11 protein-coding genes and 3 pseudogenes are annotated in these 14,717 nt (G+C 71.3%); 8 read left to right on the top strand and 6 right to left on the bottom strand.

Annotated elements, in window-relative coordinates; translation table 11 throughout:
* The first annotated feature begins 6 nt into the window (after nucleotides 1-6).
* From ABZ937_RS22745 to ABZ937_RS22730, 4 genes are all read left to right on the top strand, one after another.
* Entirely contained in the window at nucleotides 7-612 is a 606-nt protein-coding gene (locus tag ABZ937_RS22745; protein ID WP_361694569.1) for a TetR/AcrR family transcriptional regulator, read from the top strand.
* 46 nt (nucleotides 613-658) lie between these two features.
* The gene (locus ABZ937_RS22740; RefSeq protein ID WP_361694567.1) at nucleotides 659-1,969 is read left to right on the top strand and encodes an MFS transporter; all 1,311 of its coding nucleotides are present in this window, start codon (nucleotides 659-661) and stop codon (nucleotides 1,967-1,969) included.
* Nucleotides 1,970-2,254: 285 nt separating this feature from the next.
* The gene (gene cimA, locus ABZ937_RS22735; RefSeq protein WP_361694565.1) at nucleotides 2,255-3,865 is read left to right on the top strand and encodes a citramalate synthase; all 1,611 of its coding nucleotides are present in this window, start codon (nucleotides 2,255-2,257) and stop codon (nucleotides 3,863-3,865) included.
* A gap of 13 nt (nucleotides 3,866-3,878) precedes the next feature.
* Nucleotides 3,879-4,304, top strand: coding sequence for a VOC family protein (locus ABZ937_RS22730; protein WP_361694563.1), 426 nt, complete (start codon nucleotides 3,879-3,881; stop codon nucleotides 4,302-4,304).
* A 3-nt stretch (nucleotides 4,305-4,307) separates the two neighbouring features.
* Here the strand turns inward: ABZ937_RS22730 and ABZ937_RS22725 are convergent, their stop codons facing one another.
* Nucleotides 4,308-4,910, bottom strand: coding sequence for a GPP34 family phosphoprotein (locus ABZ937_RS22725; protein ID WP_361694561.1), 603 nt, complete (start codon nucleotides 4,908-4,910; stop codon nucleotides 4,308-4,310).
* A gap of 68 nt (nucleotides 4,911-4,978) precedes the next feature.
* Nucleotides 4,979-6,844 carry a ricin-type beta-trefoil lectin domain protein gene (locus ABZ937_RS22720; RefSeq protein ID WP_361694558.1) on the bottom strand — a complete coding sequence of 622 codons (1,866 nt, stop codon included), beginning with the start codon at nucleotides 6,842-6,844 and terminating at the stop codon, nucleotides 4,979-4,981.
* A 125-nt stretch (nucleotides 6,845-6,969) separates the two neighbouring features.
* Here ABZ937_RS22720 and ABZ937_RS22715 point away from each other — a divergent pair, with 125 nt between their 5' ends.
* Both ABZ937_RS22715 and ABZ937_RS22710 read left to right on the top strand, forming a co-directional pair.
* On the top strand, nucleotides 6,970-9,984 hold the full coding sequence (locus ABZ937_RS22715) for a glycoside hydrolase family 3 N-terminal domain-containing protein (RefSeq protein WP_361694556.1): 3,015 nt from the start codon (nucleotides 6,970-6,972) through the stop codon (nucleotides 9,982-9,984).
* Nucleotides 9,985-10,038: 54 nt separating this feature from the next.
* A complete protein-coding gene (locus ABZ937_RS22710) occupies nucleotides 10,039-11,397 on the top strand; it encodes a hypothetical protein (RefSeq protein ID WP_361694554.1) in 1,359 nt (452 codons plus the stop codon).
* A gap of 1 nt (nucleotide 11,398) precedes the next feature.
* On the opposite strand, the gene ABZ937_RS22705 is transcribed toward ABZ937_RS22710, so the two are convergent.
* On the bottom strand, nucleotides 11,399-11,842 hold the full coding sequence (locus tag ABZ937_RS22705) for a MarR family transcriptional regulator (protein ID WP_361694553.1): 444 nt from the start codon (nucleotides 11,840-11,842) through the stop codon (nucleotides 11,399-11,401).
* Nucleotides 11,843-12,255: 413 nt separating this feature from the next.
* Here ABZ937_RS22705 and ABZ937_RS22700 point away from each other — a divergent pair.
* Nucleotides 12,256-12,876: pseudogene (locus tag ABZ937_RS22700) on the top strand (FUSC family protein); the annotation flags it as partial.
* Between the two features lie 37 nt (nucleotides 12,877-12,913).
* Here the strand turns inward: ABZ937_RS22700 and ABZ937_RS22695 are convergent.
* The 3 genes and pseudogenes from ABZ937_RS22695 to ABZ937_RS22685 form a co-directional block, all read right to left on the bottom strand.
* A pseudogene (locus ABZ937_RS22695) lies at nucleotides 12,914-13,021 on the bottom strand (DUF397 domain-containing protein); the annotation flags it as partial.
* A gap of 188 nt (nucleotides 13,022-13,209) precedes the next feature.
* Complete coding sequence (locus ABZ937_RS22690) at nucleotides 13,210-13,377, bottom strand: Scr1 family TA system antitoxin-like transcriptional regulator (protein WP_361694551.1); 168 nt, start codon at nucleotides 13,375-13,377, stop codon at nucleotides 13,210-13,212.
* 34 nt (nucleotides 13,378-13,411) lie between these two features.
* A pseudogene (locus ABZ937_RS22685) lies at nucleotides 13,412-13,459 on the bottom strand (hypothetical protein); the annotation flags it as partial.
* Between the two features lie 112 nt (nucleotides 13,460-13,571).
* On the opposite strand from ABZ937_RS22685, the gene ABZ937_RS22680 reads away from it, so the two are divergent.
* Entirely contained in the window at nucleotides 13,572-13,937 is a 366-nt protein-coding gene (locus ABZ937_RS22680; protein ID WP_361694549.1) for an ATP-binding protein, read from the top strand.
* The last annotated feature ends 780 nt before the right edge of the window (nucleotides 13,938-14,717 follow it).

Raw genomic sequence — 14,717 nt, 5'->3', positions numbered from 1 at the left:
CAGCAGATGGCCGGTGCGGCCCGTGCGCGCAGGAACGCGCCGCCGCGCGAGGAGGTCCTCGTCGCCGCCATGGACATGATCGCCGCACGCGGTCTGGAGAAGCTCACCATGGCGGGGCTCGGCCGCGAGGTCGGCATGAGCAGCGGCCATCTCCTGTACTACTTCCACTCCAAGGACGAGCTGCTGCTCCAGACCCTGGAGTGGAGCGAGGGCCGGCTGGGCGCGGAGCGGGGCCGGCTTCTCGCGGCGCCGGGAACCGCCCGCGAGCGGCTGTCCGACTACGTCGACCTGTACGTACCCGACGGGCACCGCGACCCGCACTGGACGCTGTGGCTGGAGGTCTGGAACCGCTCGCAGAACGCCGACGACGACGCCCGCGCCCGGCAGGCGGCGATCGAGGGGGCGTGGCACCGGGACCTGGTCGCGCTGATCGCCGAGGGCGTGTCGCGGGGGGAGTTCCGGCCGGTCGACGCGGACCGCTTCGCGGCGAGATTGCGTGCGCTGCTCGACGGGTTCTCCATCCACGTGGCCATCGGCTTGCGCGGCACGGACCGGGACCAAGTGCTCCAGCATGTGCGGGAGTTCATCGGGGATGCGTTGCTGGTCGCATAAGGCGCTGCAGGAATCGTTCGCTCCGCCACCGGGCAGGTAACGGCCCATGGGACGTCAACACTGGAAGAAGATCTGGGTCGGCTCGGCCGGGAACATGGTCGAGTGGTTCGACTGGTTCGTGTACGCGAGCTTCGCCACCTACTTCGCCGGCGCGTTCTTCCCGAGCGGCAACCCCACCGCCCAGCTGATGAACACCGCCGGCATCTTCGCCGTCGGCTTCTTCATGCGGCCCGTGGGCGGCTGGCTGCTGGGCAGGGTCGGCGACCGCAAGGGCCGCAAGGCGGCGCTCACCCTGACCGTCACACTCATGTCGGCGTCGGCCGTCCTCATCGCCGCCGCCCCCACCTACGCGGTCGCCGGCTACGGCGGCGCGGTCGTCCTGCTCGTCGCCCGGCTGCTCCAGGGCCTGTCGGTGGGCGGCGAGTACGCGGCCAGCGCCACCTATCTCACCGAGGCATCCGACCCGGCGAAGCGCGGCTTCGCCTCCAGCTTCCAGTACGTGTCCATGACCGCCGGCCAGATCGTCGGCCTCGGCCTGCTGATCATCCTGCAGCGGACCATGTCCGACAGCGCGCTGCACAGCTACGGCTGGCGCATCCCGTTCGTCGTGGGCGCCCTCGGCGCCGCCGTCATCTTCTATCTGCGCCGGAACATGCTGGAGACCGAGGTGTACGCGGAGGACACCTCGCACGCCGAGGAGCGCGGCACCCTGCGCGCCCTGTGGCAGCACCGGCGGGAGGCGTTCCTGGTCATCGCCCTCACCATGGGCGGCACGGTGGCCTACTACACGTACACCACCTATCTGACGAAGTACCTCTCCAACTCGGCGGGGCTGTCCAAGGAGACCGCGACCCTGGTCTCCTTCACCGCGCTGATCGTCTTCGCCTGCCTCCAGCCGCTCGCGGGCGCCCTCTCCGACCGCATCGGCCGCCGCCCGCTGCTCATCACCTTCGCGGTCGGCTCCACCTTCCTCACCGTCCCGGTCATGACGCTCCTCAAGCACGCGGACGGCTACTGGCCCGCCCTCGGTCTCGCCCTGCTCGCGCTGGTCGTGGTCACCGGCTACACCTCCATCAACGCCTGTGTGAAGGCCGAGCTGTTCCCGACGGGCGTCCGCGCGCTCGGCGTGGCCCTGCCGTACGCCATCGCCAACGCCCTGTTCGGCGGCACCGCGGAATACGTCGCGCTCTGGTTCAAGAACGGCGGCATCGAGTCCGGCTTCTACTGGTACGTGGCGGGCTGTGCCGCCGTGTCCCTGGTGGTCTACGTCACCATGCGCGAGACGAAGGACCTGGACCTGGCCCGGGTGAAGGCCACCGAGGGAACCGGGGAGTCCAGTTTGACGCCCGCATCCTGAGACGGGCGGTGAGCCGGGGGCGGGGCTGTGCCAGACTGCCCCCGTGCTCTCGTTCGCCATGATTATTGGCAGCAGGCGCGCCGGTCCGCAGTGACCACCTCGTACGACCAGGTGCGGGTGGCCACCGTCGTCCTCGACCCGCGCGCAGACCTCTCGCACCCGCGAGGGGTTTTTTCGTTTTCCGGCCCACCTACAGCCGGAAGCGGTAGCGCGAGGGAGCATGGAGGAACGGTGGAGCCGGTCATTCCGGTAAGACCGAAGATCCACAACAGGAGCCTTGAGACCATGACCGAGACGGCAACCAGCGAGCTCGACGACTCGTTCCACGTCTTCGACACCACGCTGCGCGACGGCGCGCAGCGCGAGGGCATCAACCTCACCGTCGCGGACAAGCTCGCCATCGCCCGGCACCTGGACGACTTCGGCGTCGGCTTCATCGAGGGCGGCTGGCCCGGCGCCAACCCCCGCGACACCGAGTTCTTCGCCCGCGCGCAGGCGGAGATCGACTTCCGGCACGCCCAGCTGGTCGCCTTCGGCGCCACCCGCCGCGCCGGCGCGAAAGCCGCCGATGACCCGCAGGTCAGGGCGCTGCTGGAGTCCGGCGCCCCGGTGATCACCCTGGTCGCCAAGTCGCACGACCGGCACGTGGAGCTGGCGCTGCGCACGACCCTGGACGAGAACCTGGAGATGGTCCGCGACACCGTGTCGTACCTGAAGGACCAGGGCCGCCGGGTCTTCGTGGACTGCGAACACTTCTTCGACGGCTACCGCGCCAACCCCGAGTACGCCAAGGCCGTCGTCCGTACGGCGTCCCAGGCCGGCGCCGACGTCGTCATCCTCTGCGACACCAACGGCGGCATGCTCCCCGCCCAGATCCACGCCGTCGTCTCCACCGTCCTCGCCGACACCGGCGCCCGGCTCGGCATCCACGCCCAGGACGACACCGGCTGCGCGGTCGCCAACACCCTGGCCGCCGTCGACGCGGGCGCCACCCACGTCCAGTGCACGGCCAACGGCTACGGCGAGCGCGTCGGCAACGCCAACCTGTTCCCGGTGGTCGCGGCCCTGGAGCTGAAGTACGGCAAGAAGGTGCTGCCCGACGGCCGGCTCCGCGAGATGACCCGCATCTCCCACGCCATCGCCGAGGTCGTCAACCTGACGCCGTCCACGCACCAGCCGTACGTGGGCGTCTCCGCCTTCGCGCACAAGGCCGGACTGCACGCCTCCGCCATCAAGGTCGACCCGGACCTCTACCAGCACATCGACCCCGAGCTGGTCGGCAACACCATGCGCATGCTGGTCTCCGACATGGCCGGCCGCGCCTCGGTCGAGCTGAAGGGCAAGGAGCTGGGCATCGACCTCGGCGGCGACCGGGAACTGGTCGGCCGGGTGGTCGAGCGGGTCAAGGAACGGGAGCTGAAGGGCTACACGTACGAGGCCGCCGACGCCTCCTTCGAGCTGTTGCTGCGCGCCGAGGTCGAGGGCCGGCCGCTGAAGTACTTCGACGTCGAGTCCTGGCGGGCCATCGTGGAGGACCGGCCCGACGGCACCCACGCCAACGAGGCCACGGTCAAGCTCTGGGCCAAGAGCGAGCGGATCGTCGCCACCGCCGAGGGCAACGGCCCCGTCAACGCCCTGGACCGCGCCCTGCGCGTGGCGCTGGAGAAGATCTACCCGCAGCTCGCCAAGCTGGAGCTGGTCGACTACAAGGTCCGCATCCTGGAGGGCAAGCACGGCACCTCCTCCACCACCCGCGTGCTGATCTCCACCTCGGACGGCTCCGGCGAGTGGTCCACGGTCGGTGTGGCCGAGAACGTCATCGCCGCCTCCTGGCAGGCCCTGGAGGACGCCTACACGTACGGTCTCCTCCGGGCGGGCGTGGAGCCGGCCGAGTAGCCACAGTGGAGGCATGACCTCACACGCGAGTGACGTGCTGTCCCGGGCCCGCGTCGCGACCCGGCTGCCCGCGCGGGACCTGGACCGGGCCCGGCGCTTCTACGCCGAGAAGCTGGGCCTGCACCCGGTGGACGAACGGCCCGGCGGACTGCTGTACCGGTGCGCGGGCGTGGACTTCGTCGTGTTCCGCTCGACGGGGGCCTCGCCCGGCACCTTCACCCAGATGGCCTTCGAGGTGGACGACATCGGGGCGGCCGTGGCGGAGCTGCGCCGCCGGGGCGTGGTCTTCGAGGAGGTCGACGCGCCCGGTTTCCGCACCCGGGACGGCATCGCCGAGATCGAGGGCAACTACCCGAGCAAGGGCGCGCGCGGGGAGTGGGGCGCGTGGTTCCGGGACAGCGAGGGAAACCTGCTGGGCGTCGGCCAGCTGATCCTGTGAGGCTCAGGGCGCCCGCCAGATGTTGTCGAAGGCCACGTTCTCGATACGGCGCCGCTCGCGGACGGCCTCCAGTTCGGTGACGGCGTCGCCGACCGCCACGAGCACGGTGACGACCGCCTCGTCGTCGGGCTCGGGTGCGGCCGGGCGGTCGTCCGGGATGCCCAGGGTGGAGGCGAGGCCCGCCAGGACGGGCTCGTGGGACCACCAGCGGTCGGCCGCGTGCCGTCGGGCGGGCGTGTCGGCCTGGGGGTCGTCGCGGTCGCGCAGCGCGAGCCGGCGCCGTCGCTTCCCGGTGAGCTGCCCCTCGGACTCCAGGGCGTCCCGATAGGCCGTGGCCAGCCCCTGCCCGCGCCGCCACAGCCAGTCCTCGACCGTCTCGTACGGCTCCGTCCGGTCCAGCGCGGCTCCCGCCTCGTCCAGCAGCCGGTCACCCGTCGTCACCACCGGCCCCGGCACGATCCGCCCGTCCCGCAAGGTGAGCGCCCGGGCGCCGAGGAGATCGATCAGCTCGGCACCGGCCAGTGCCAGCGCCAGGTCCCCCTGCTGGACGGGCTGCTCGCGGGGGATGTCCAGACTGACGAGGAAGAGATCCTGCGGTGTGGTCATACCCCCACGATGGGCCGCGGACGGCCGATCCGCAGCCTGTCCGGGTACGGGCCCTGACGGGCGCCCGCCTAGCGCAGTGTCCACTTCTGGTTGGCGGCGCCGGTGCACGACCAGATCTGGGCCCGTGCCCCGTTCGCCGACGAGTTGTCCGTGACGTCGAGGCACTTGTCCGCCGCCGTGTTCACCACATCACCGGTGGACGCGTTGTACGACCACCGCTGGGCACCGGTTCCGTTGCAGTCGTACAGCTGCACCTTGGCCCCGTCCGCCGTGGACGCGGACGTCACGTCCAGGCACTTGCCGAGCGCCTGGACCGAACCGTCGGCCTGCACGGTCCACTGCTGGGCGGGCGAGCCGTTGCAGTCGTAGAGCTGCACCGCCGTACCGTTGGCGCTCGAACCGCCCGCCACGTCCAGGCACTTGCCGGCCGGCCCCACGAAGGCGCCCGTCCGCCCGCCCCCGCCGGACTGGGTGCCGGACCAGGTGAAGGTGGCCGAGGTCTTGCCGGGCAGCGAGTAAGTGGCGTGCTGGGAACCCCAGTCGATGGTGACCGTCTTCGCCGCCGACGAGCCGTTGTACGCGATCAGCGCCTTGCTGCCGTCCGGGTTGCGCCAGGCCACGTTGGGCACCGCGGTGGACGCCGTGGAGGCGATCCGCTGTGCGCCCGGCCGGACGAACTTCGTCAGGTGGCCCATGGTGTAGTACTCGACCGTGTAGTCGACCGTCCCGCTCGCGCCGTCCCCGTTGTGCACGGTGATCAGACCGGTGCAGGTGCCGCAGCCGCCGTTGTGCGGGCCCATGTTCTGGTCCACGGCCAGCGACCACTTGGTCACCGACTTCGCCCAGTTGCGGGTGTAGTCGATGATGTTGGACATGTCCTCGCGCTGCTGGTCGGCGATCCAGGTGCCGCCGGAGTGCTCGGTGCCGAAGGCGTCCAGCGCCGGGTACTGGTTGTGCACGGACGTCTGCTCGGCGATGTCACCGCCGTAGCCGTGCCAGGCGATCCCGCCGAAGTTGGGATGGTTGCGCACGGCCGCGTCGTCCACGGTCCGGGCGGCGTAGGAGTCGTAGACGTCCCAGTTCCAGTCGTGCGCCAGCACCTTGGTGGTCAGGCCCGCCGACTGGAGCTTCGGCAGCAGCTCGCTCTTGGTGAAGTACGCGAGGCCGCTCGCGTTCCAGCTCATCGACGGATAGCCGGAACAGCAGGTCGGCTCGTTCTGCGCGGTGACGTACGAGACGTTCACGCCCTGGTCCTTGTACGCCTGGAGGTACTTCACGAAGTAGGAGGCGTACGCCCCGTAGTCCTCGGCCTTCAGCCAGCCGCCGTTGAGCGAGCCGCTGTCCTTCATCCAGGCCGGTGCCGTCCATGGCGAGGCCATGACCGTCAGGGACGGGTTCAGCTGGAGGGCCTGCCTGGTGAGCGGCACGACATCGGCCAGGTCGTGCGCGATCGAGAACTTCGCCAGGGACGGGTCGCTCTGGCCGGCCGGCACGTCGTCGTACGTGTAGCCGTAGCGGGCGAGGTCGGAGGCGCCCATCGGATTGCGCAGGAACGACAGACCGATGCCGTCCGTCGGCGAGAACAGCTTGCGCATGGTGGCGTCCCGGGTCGCCTGGGACAGCGCCCCGCTGCTGTTCATCAGCCAGGCCGCGGTGTCCGTGAAGGAGGCGCCGCCGCCGGTGAAGGTCTGGTAGCGGGTGTTCTCGTCCACGGTGATGTTCTCGCCGCTGCCGCCCGCCCCGGACTGGAAGGCGAACGGCGTCTGGGCCTGCAGGCCGCGTACGACGTGCCGGCCGGCGGAGTCGTCGGTGGTGGTGAGCCAGGCCGTGACCTGCTCACCGGCCGCGTGCGCGGGGGGTACGGCCACGCCGACACCGGCGGCGGAGAGCAGCCCGGCGAGCAGCAGCCGGACTGTGCGGGGGGTTCTCCTCATGGTGCGTCGCCCTTCCTTCTCGGATCGGCAGAGCTGACGGGTCGTCTTGACGGGGGTGTGTGCCCCTAGTTAACTCACGACGTGAGCTAAGCCCTGAGTGAACCACGAGAGCCGAGGGAAGGTCCATGCGAAGAACCGCCCTGCTCGCCTCCGCCGCACTTCTCGCCGGTCTGCTGCCCTGGGCGGCGACCGCGCGAGCCGCCGACGAGCCGGCCCCTGTCCCCGTCGACCGCTTCGAAGGCGAGGTGCCGTTCGCCGCCCAGCCCGCCGAGGGCCTCTTCACCTGGGGCGGCGACACCGACGACCCGCCCACGCTCCGCCTCGCCGACCGCACCGACGCCCCCGAGGGCGGCAAAGTCCTCGCCGGAAGCTACGACATCAGCGGCTACGGCGGCTTCACCCACGACTTCGCCGCCACCGCGCCCGCCCACGACTGGTCCGCGCACCGGGGCATCCGCTTCTGGTGGGACGGCCGGAACAACGGCAGGAAGATCTCCTTCGAGATCAAGGACGGCGGCGCGAACGGCGAGGCGTCCGAACTCTGGACCACCTCCTTCACCGACGACTTCACCGGCTGGAAGCGGATCGAGCTTCCCTTCGCCGACTTCGCCTACCGCACCGACTACCAGCCCGTCGGCGGCATCGACCACGTCCTCGGCCTCAAGGAGATGTGGGGCTACGCCCTCACCCTCCCGGCCGGCGCCAAGGGCGACTTCGCCATGGACGACGTCGAGCTGTACGGCACGGCCGACCAGGCGCTGAACGCCTCCGTCAGCACCGACGCGCCCGTCGTCCCCGTCGAGGAGGGCGGAACGGCCAAGGTGAAGGTCACCGTGGCCACCACCGGCGAGGCACCCCTCACCGACCCGGTGACCGTCACCTATGCCACCGGGGACGGCACCGCGGCCTCCGGCACGGACTACACCCCCGTCTCCGGCACCCTCACCTTCCCGGCCGGCACCGCCTCCGGCGCCGTCCGGACCATCGAGGTGCCCACCCGCCGGGACCGGCCGGCCGAATCCGCCGAGACCATCCCCCTGAAACTCACCGTCACCGGTGCGAAGGCCCCCGCCGAGACCCCGCAGATCGTGATCGACGCGCACGGACTGCCCTACCTGAACGCCAAGTTGCCCATCAAGAAGCGGGTCGCGGACCTGCTCGGCCGGATGTCCCTGGCGGAGAAGGCCGGACAGATGACCCAGGCCGAACGCGGCGCGATGACCCGGCCGGACGACATCACCGGCTACGCCCTCGGCTCCCTGCTCTCCGGCGGCGGCTCGACACCCACCCCCAACACGCCCGAGGCATGGGCGAAGATGATCGACGCGTTCCAGCTCCGGACCCGGGCGACGCGCCTCCAGATCCCGCTGGTCTACGGCGTCGACGCGGTCCACGGCCACAACAACCTCTCCGGCGCCACGGTCATGCCGCACAACGTCGGCATCGGCGCCACCCGGGATCCCCGACTCGCCTACCGGACCGGCGCGGTGACGGCCGCCGAGGTCCGCGCGACCGGCGTCCCCTGGGACTTCGCGCCCTGCCTGTGCGTGAGCCGCGACGAACGCTGGGGCCGCTCCTACGAGTCCTTCGGCGAGGATCCCGCGCTCGTGGAGTCCATGGAGACCGTGATCCAGGGCCTCCAGGGCCGCGCGGGCGGCAAGGACCTGAGCCGGGACGACAAGGTGCTCGCCACGGCCAAGCACTACGTGGGCGACGGCGGCACCGCCTACGGCTCCTCGACCACCGGCACCTACACCATCGACCAGGGCGTCACCAAGGTCACCCGCGAACAGCTGGAGGACATCCACCTCGCGCCGTTCCGCGAGGCCGTGGACCGGGGCATCGGCACGGTGATGCCGTCGTACTCCTCCCTGGACATCGCCGGCGACGGCAAGGGCGCCGTGAAGATGCACGCCCGCGGCGACATGATCAACGGCGTGCTGAAGGGCCGCATGGGATTCGACGGCTTCGTCGTCAGCGACTGGAACGCCATCGACCAGCTCCCCGGCGACTATGCCTCCCACGTCCGCACCGCCGTCAACGCCGGCCTGGACATGATGATGGTGCCGTACGGCTACAAGGACTTCACCGCCACGCTCGTCGACGAGGCGAAGGCGGGCCGGATCAGCCAGGGCCGCGTCGACGACGCCGTCTCCCGCATCCTCACCGAGAAGTTCAGGCTGGGCCTCTTCGAGCACCCCTACGCCGACACGAGCGGCGCCGCCCGGATCGGCTCGCCCGAGCACCGGGCCGTCGCCCGGCAGGCCGCGGCCGAGTCGCAGGTCCTGCTGAAGAACTCCCAGGGCCTGCTGCCCCTGAAGAAGAGCCAGAAGGTGTACGTCGCCGGGTCCGACGCCGACGACATCGGCAACCAGACCGGCGGCTGGACCCTCACCTGGCAGGGCGCCTCCGGCAACACCGTCCCCGGCACCACCGTCCTCCAGGGCCTCAGGAAGGCGGGCGGGAACGTCACCTACTCGAAGGACGCCTCGGCTCCCACCGGCGGCTACGACGTGGGAGTGGTCGTCGTCGGCGAGACCCCCTACGCCGAGGGCGTCGGCGACGTCGGCAACGGCCACGACCTGACGCTGTCCGCCGCCGACCAGGCCGCCGTGGACAAGGTCTGCGCCGCCATGAAGTGCGCGGTGCTGATCGTCTCCGGCCGCCCGCAGCTCATCGGCGACCGGCTGGGCGAGATCGACGCCCTGGTCGCCTCCTGGCTGCCCGGCACCGAGGGCGAGGGCGTCGCCGACGTCCTCTACGGCAAGCGCCCCTTCACCGGACAGCTCCCGGTCACCTGGCCCAGGTCCGCGTCCCAGCTGCCGATCAACGTCGGCGACACCGCGTACGACCCGCAGTTCCCCTACGGCTGGGGCCTGACCACCCTCGCCCCGGCCCCGAAGGGCGGCACCGCCACCCTGCGCGACCTCGGCGCCCGGGCGGCGGCGGCCGAACGGCACGGCGACGACCGGACCGCACGCGCGCTGGTCACCAAGGCCCGGCTGCTCGTCCAGGACAAGGCCGGTGACCGTATGACCGAGTCGGTGGCCAGGCCCTTCGCCGACGCCGACCACCTGCTGCTGACCGGCCGGTACGGAAAGGCGGTGGAGAAGCTGACGGAGGCCTACCGCGCGGCCTGACCCCGCAGGCCCGACGAATGACCGATTTGGGGAGGGTTCGGGTAGTTTCGAGGTATGAAGGCCGTGTCGCGGACCCGAAGCCTCCCCGCACTGCTGCTGGCCGTCCTGGCCCTGGCGCTGGCGACCCTGTTCGCGCCCGGGGCAAGGGCGGACACCAGCGTCTCCACGATCGCCCAGGCCCTGCGCCAGGGCCCGGTCTACGTCGACCCGGCGGCCCGGGACCAGCTCTCCGCGGCGGACGCCGACACCCTCGCCGAACACATCAAGGACGCGGACAAACCCCTGTTCATCGCCGTCCTCCCGGCCGGCTACCCCACCGTGGACCTCTTCACCGACCTGCGCGCGGCGACCGGCGTCACCGGCCTCTACGGCATCCGCCTCGGCGACCGCTTCGACGCCCGCGCCGACGCCTCCGTCATGTCGGCCACAGCCCGGCGGAACCTCGTCAACAGCGTCCAGGGCGAGGACACCAAGGCCCAGCTGACCGACTTCACCGACCGCGCCCTGGCCACCATGGGCGGCCACGCACCGCAGAGCTGGGGCGGCTCGGCCGGCGACGGCGGCGGTGTGTCCGGCACGGCACTGATCACGACGGCCGCGGTCCTGGTGGCCTGCGGCGCGGGCGCGTACGCGCTGGTCCGCCGCAACCGCAAGCGCCACGAGGAGGAGCAGCGGGCCGCCCTGGACCGGCTGCGGGTCGTCGTGGACGAGGACATCACCGCGTTCGGCGAGGAACTCGACCGCCTGGACTTCCACCCCTCGGAACCAGGCGCCGACGACGCCATGCGCGCCGACTACGAGCGCGCCCTGGACGCCTACGAGACCGCCAAGCAGCGCATGGCGGCGGCGGAAAAACCGGAGGACGTCCGCGGGGTCACCGAGGCGCTGGAGGACGGCCGCTTCTCCGTCGCCCAACTGGCCGCCCGGCGCACCGGCGGCCCCCTCCCGGAACGCCGCCCGCCCTGCTTCTTCGACCCCCGCCACGGCCCCTCGGTCAGCGACGCCACCTGGACCCCGCCCGGCGGCGCCCCGCGCGAGGTCCCGGTCTGCGCGGCCGACGCCACCCGGCTGGCCGACGGCCGCGACCCCGTGATCCGCGAGGTCGACACCGACCACGGCCGCCGCCCCTACTGGGACGCGGGCCCCGCCTACGGCCCCTGGGCCGGTGGCTACTTCGGCGGCGGCCTCCTGCCCGGCCTCCTCGTCGGCACCCTGCTGGGCAGCGCGATGGCGACCCCCGCCTACGCCGCCGACTACGGCACCGGGTACGGCGACTTCGGCGGTGGCGGCTACGAGGGCGGCGACGTCTCCGGCACCGACTTCGACCCCGGCGACTTCGGCGGCGGCTTCGACGGCGGCGGGGACTTCGGAGGGGACGGAGGCGGGGGCGGGGACTTCGGCGGAGGCTTCTGAATCACCCCTCGGCGTCCGTCGTCTCCAGCGAACCCAGCCGCTCCATCAGCTCGGCCGCCAGCGCCAGCACCCCGCGCTCGGTATTGCCGAGCGTCCCGAGCGCCCCGGCCAGCCACGCGTCCCGCTCGGCCATGTCCCGCTCCAGCGCCCGCCGCCCCGGCTCGGTGAGCGTGAGCACCGACTGCCGCCTGTCCGCCGTACCCGCCTCCCGCGCGATCAGCCCCGCGGCCTCCAGCTCCGCGAAGACCCGGGTGAGCGACTGCGGACGCTGCCGCTCCGCCGCCGCGACCGAGCCGGGCGTGGCCGGCCCGTCCCGGTGCAGATGACCGAGCACCGCGAGCTGATTGGGGCTGAGACCCCCGCCCCCGCGCTCCTGCCGCAGCCGCCGGTTCAACCGCACGACGGCCCGCCGGAGCCGGGCGGCTTCTTCGGAAGGGTGATCCATGTGAAGAGATACTACGTCTATACTTACTATCTGACTGGCAAGCCCCTCATAATCAAGGGATTGTGACCGGCAAACTGATACGCAACGCGTATGAAGCAGCCCTGACGCTGACAGCCGTCCTCCTCTCCTGGGCGATCGCCCTGTGGCTGGAGGGTGCGGCCGGGCTGCACACGGACTCGGTCGTCCTCGCCGTGACCCTGACCCTGACGCTCGCCCGGAGCCAGCGAACGGCCGACACCCGGGTCCGCCTCACAGCGCTGGCCCTGATCCCGGCGGCGTCGGCGCTCTGCACCCTGCTGGCCAGACTGATCGCCACGCACTACTGGCCGGGCGCGGCCGTCTTCACCACGGGAATCTCCCTGGCGATCTGGATCCGCCGCTACGGCCCCGCCGCGACGAAGGCGGGCACGCTGATGACGCTCCCGCTGATCGCCCTGCTGGTGGTCCCCGGTCCCACGCTGCCGTCCGAGGCGCAGGGAGAACTGGTCAGCTGGACATGGTCGGCGCTCATCGGCCTCCTGGCGTGGGCGAGCGTGTGGCTGGTGCAGACGGCAGCCGACCGGTACGGCCCGTGGCCGGCCGAGCCCGACCCGGGCACGCCCCGCCGTACGTCCCGGCTGCGCCCTCGCCCCAGCACCCGCATGGCCCTGCAGATGGCGGCCGCGGTGGCCGCCGCCTTCGCGCTCGGCCGGCTGCTCTACGGCGACCACTGGCCCTGGCTCGTCCTCACCGCGTACGTCGTCGCCGCCGGCAACCGAGGCCGAACCGGCGTACCGCGCAAGGGAGTCGAACGCTTCCTGGGCGCCTGCGCCGGGACGCTGCTCGCCACGGGCGTGGCCGGCGCCGGTGTCCGGGGGCACACGGCCGTGGCGGTGCTGTTCGCCGTACTGGCCGTGGCCCTGTGGCTCCGCCCGCTCAACTACGCCTACTGGGCGGCCGGCATGACCACGGCCCTCTCACTCCTCTTCGGCTACTTCGGCCAGGACGCACAGAGCCTGCTGCCGACCCGCCTGGCGGCGATAGCGGTAGGAGCGGCACTGTCCGCGGCGGCGGCGTGGTGGCTCCTACCGGTCAGCGGGCGATGCCATCAAGGAACTCACTCCAGGTACCGGGGGAGAGGGCGAGGACCGGACCGGCGGGAATCTTGGAGTCGCGGATGTGGATGACGGCGGGGTGGGCGGCTACTTCCAGGCAGTTGCCGCCTTCGTTGCTGCTGTAGCTGGACTTGAACCATGCTAGTGCTGCTGCGGTGTTCATGACTCTCCTAGCAGTCCATTCAGGAGGCGCACGCTCTCCTTCATGATGAAGCGGCCGACGGGCGGAAGGTCCCGCTGCCAGATCAACTGGCGCTCCATGCGGGCATTCACTCACTGCTCGGCCGTCTCGCTGCCGAGCGCGGGATATCGGGAATCGAAGGCGGCGAGGCAGTAGCCCCGGGTCTGCAGCAGCCCCGGCACCATCTGCGTCTGGTACGACAGGATGCCGACTGCCTCCTGCTCCTGATCCACCAGCCCCGTCCGTATCGAGGAGTTCATCGAACTGCTCGGCACGATCCGGTTGGAGAGCCAGCCTCCCTTGCTCGATCGACCCGACCGTGTCGACGGAGAGGTTGGCCAGTTCCGCGAACTGTTCCTGTGTGAGACCGGCCCTTGGGCCTCATTGCCACGTGCATGGCCGTTCCTTTCCCCCATACGCACGCCAAGCTGTCGTAGTGGACTCGTAGCGCCAGGTGTTCTACGGCCGGGATCGCAGGTCGGTAAGGCTTGCAAGGGAGTTCGCCCGCGAGACGCTGACGGACTGGGCCACTGTCGGTCGCGGTGAGGACGTACTGCTCTGTGTGAGCGAGCTGGCGACCAACGCCCTCCTTCATGGCGTCCCCGCCGGCCGTGGCTTCCTGATCCGGCTGACCCTGCATGCAGACGGCGTCCTCCGTGTGGAGGTGCACGACAGCGGCCCCGGTGAAGTCCGCACCCCGGAGGCGTCTCCGGAGTCGGAGCACGGCCGGGGTCTGCTCCTCGTCGCCGCCCTTGCGGACAAGTGGGGCGTGGGGGAGCGGAACCCAGGCAAGATCGTGTGGTGCGAGTTTGCGGTGTGACCGTAGGGCCGCCCGGGGACAGTGGCCGGCTCAGCCCCGCCGGCCCCGACGTCGGCTGCGTTCGCATTGTCGTGGAGGCCGGGTGGGATTGGTGGCCGCGGGTTCCAGGGTGTTTCCGTGAGGCCGACTGGAACGTGACCGTGGGGCCGCCCGCTTCTTTGGTCAGTGTCGGGCTTCCGCGAGGTGAGTCAAGGGCGCTACGCGTCGCCTTCGGCGATGGCCCTCCGGGCCACCCTTGACACACCTCGCTCCAGCCCGGGTGAGAAGCGAGCGGGCAGCCCGGGGAAAGTGGCCGGCTGAGGTCCGTTGGCCCCTTGGGTCGGCTGCGTTCGCATCGTGGGGAGGGGTGCGCGGTCGCGCCTCGCCTGCACGCCGGGTCGGCTCAGCGTCTTGCGGCCGGTGGGTGGTGCGCGCTCGCGCCTCGCCAGCACGCCGGGTGGGTTTGGCGGCTGCGGGCTGCGGGTGGGGCGCGGTCGCGGGTGGCCTGCACGCCGGGTCGGCTTAGCGGCATGCGGCCGGTGGGCGGGTGCGCCACCGCGCCTCGCACGGACGCCGGGCGGGCTTGGCGGCCCGCTGAGGCCGTCCCATCAGCCCCTCACGTCACACGACAGCAGTGATTGGCGGACTTGGGCCATCTTCATCGGCCATCCCTCCTCGCCTGCCTTGGACATTGCCGCCCCCGGCTGGCCCAGATCCGCCAATCCCTCCATGGGAGGCGCCAGTGAGGCCCCATGACGACGAGGGAGAGCCGCCGATCCCACCCGGCGTCCATGCGAGGCG

This window comes from Streptomyces sp. NPDC046727 (assembly GCF_040645635.1).
Taxonomy (GTDB): Bacteria; Actinomycetota; Actinomycetes; order Streptomycetales; family Streptomycetaceae; genus Streptomyces.
This window is presented reverse-complemented; position numbering and strand designations above follow the sequence as displayed.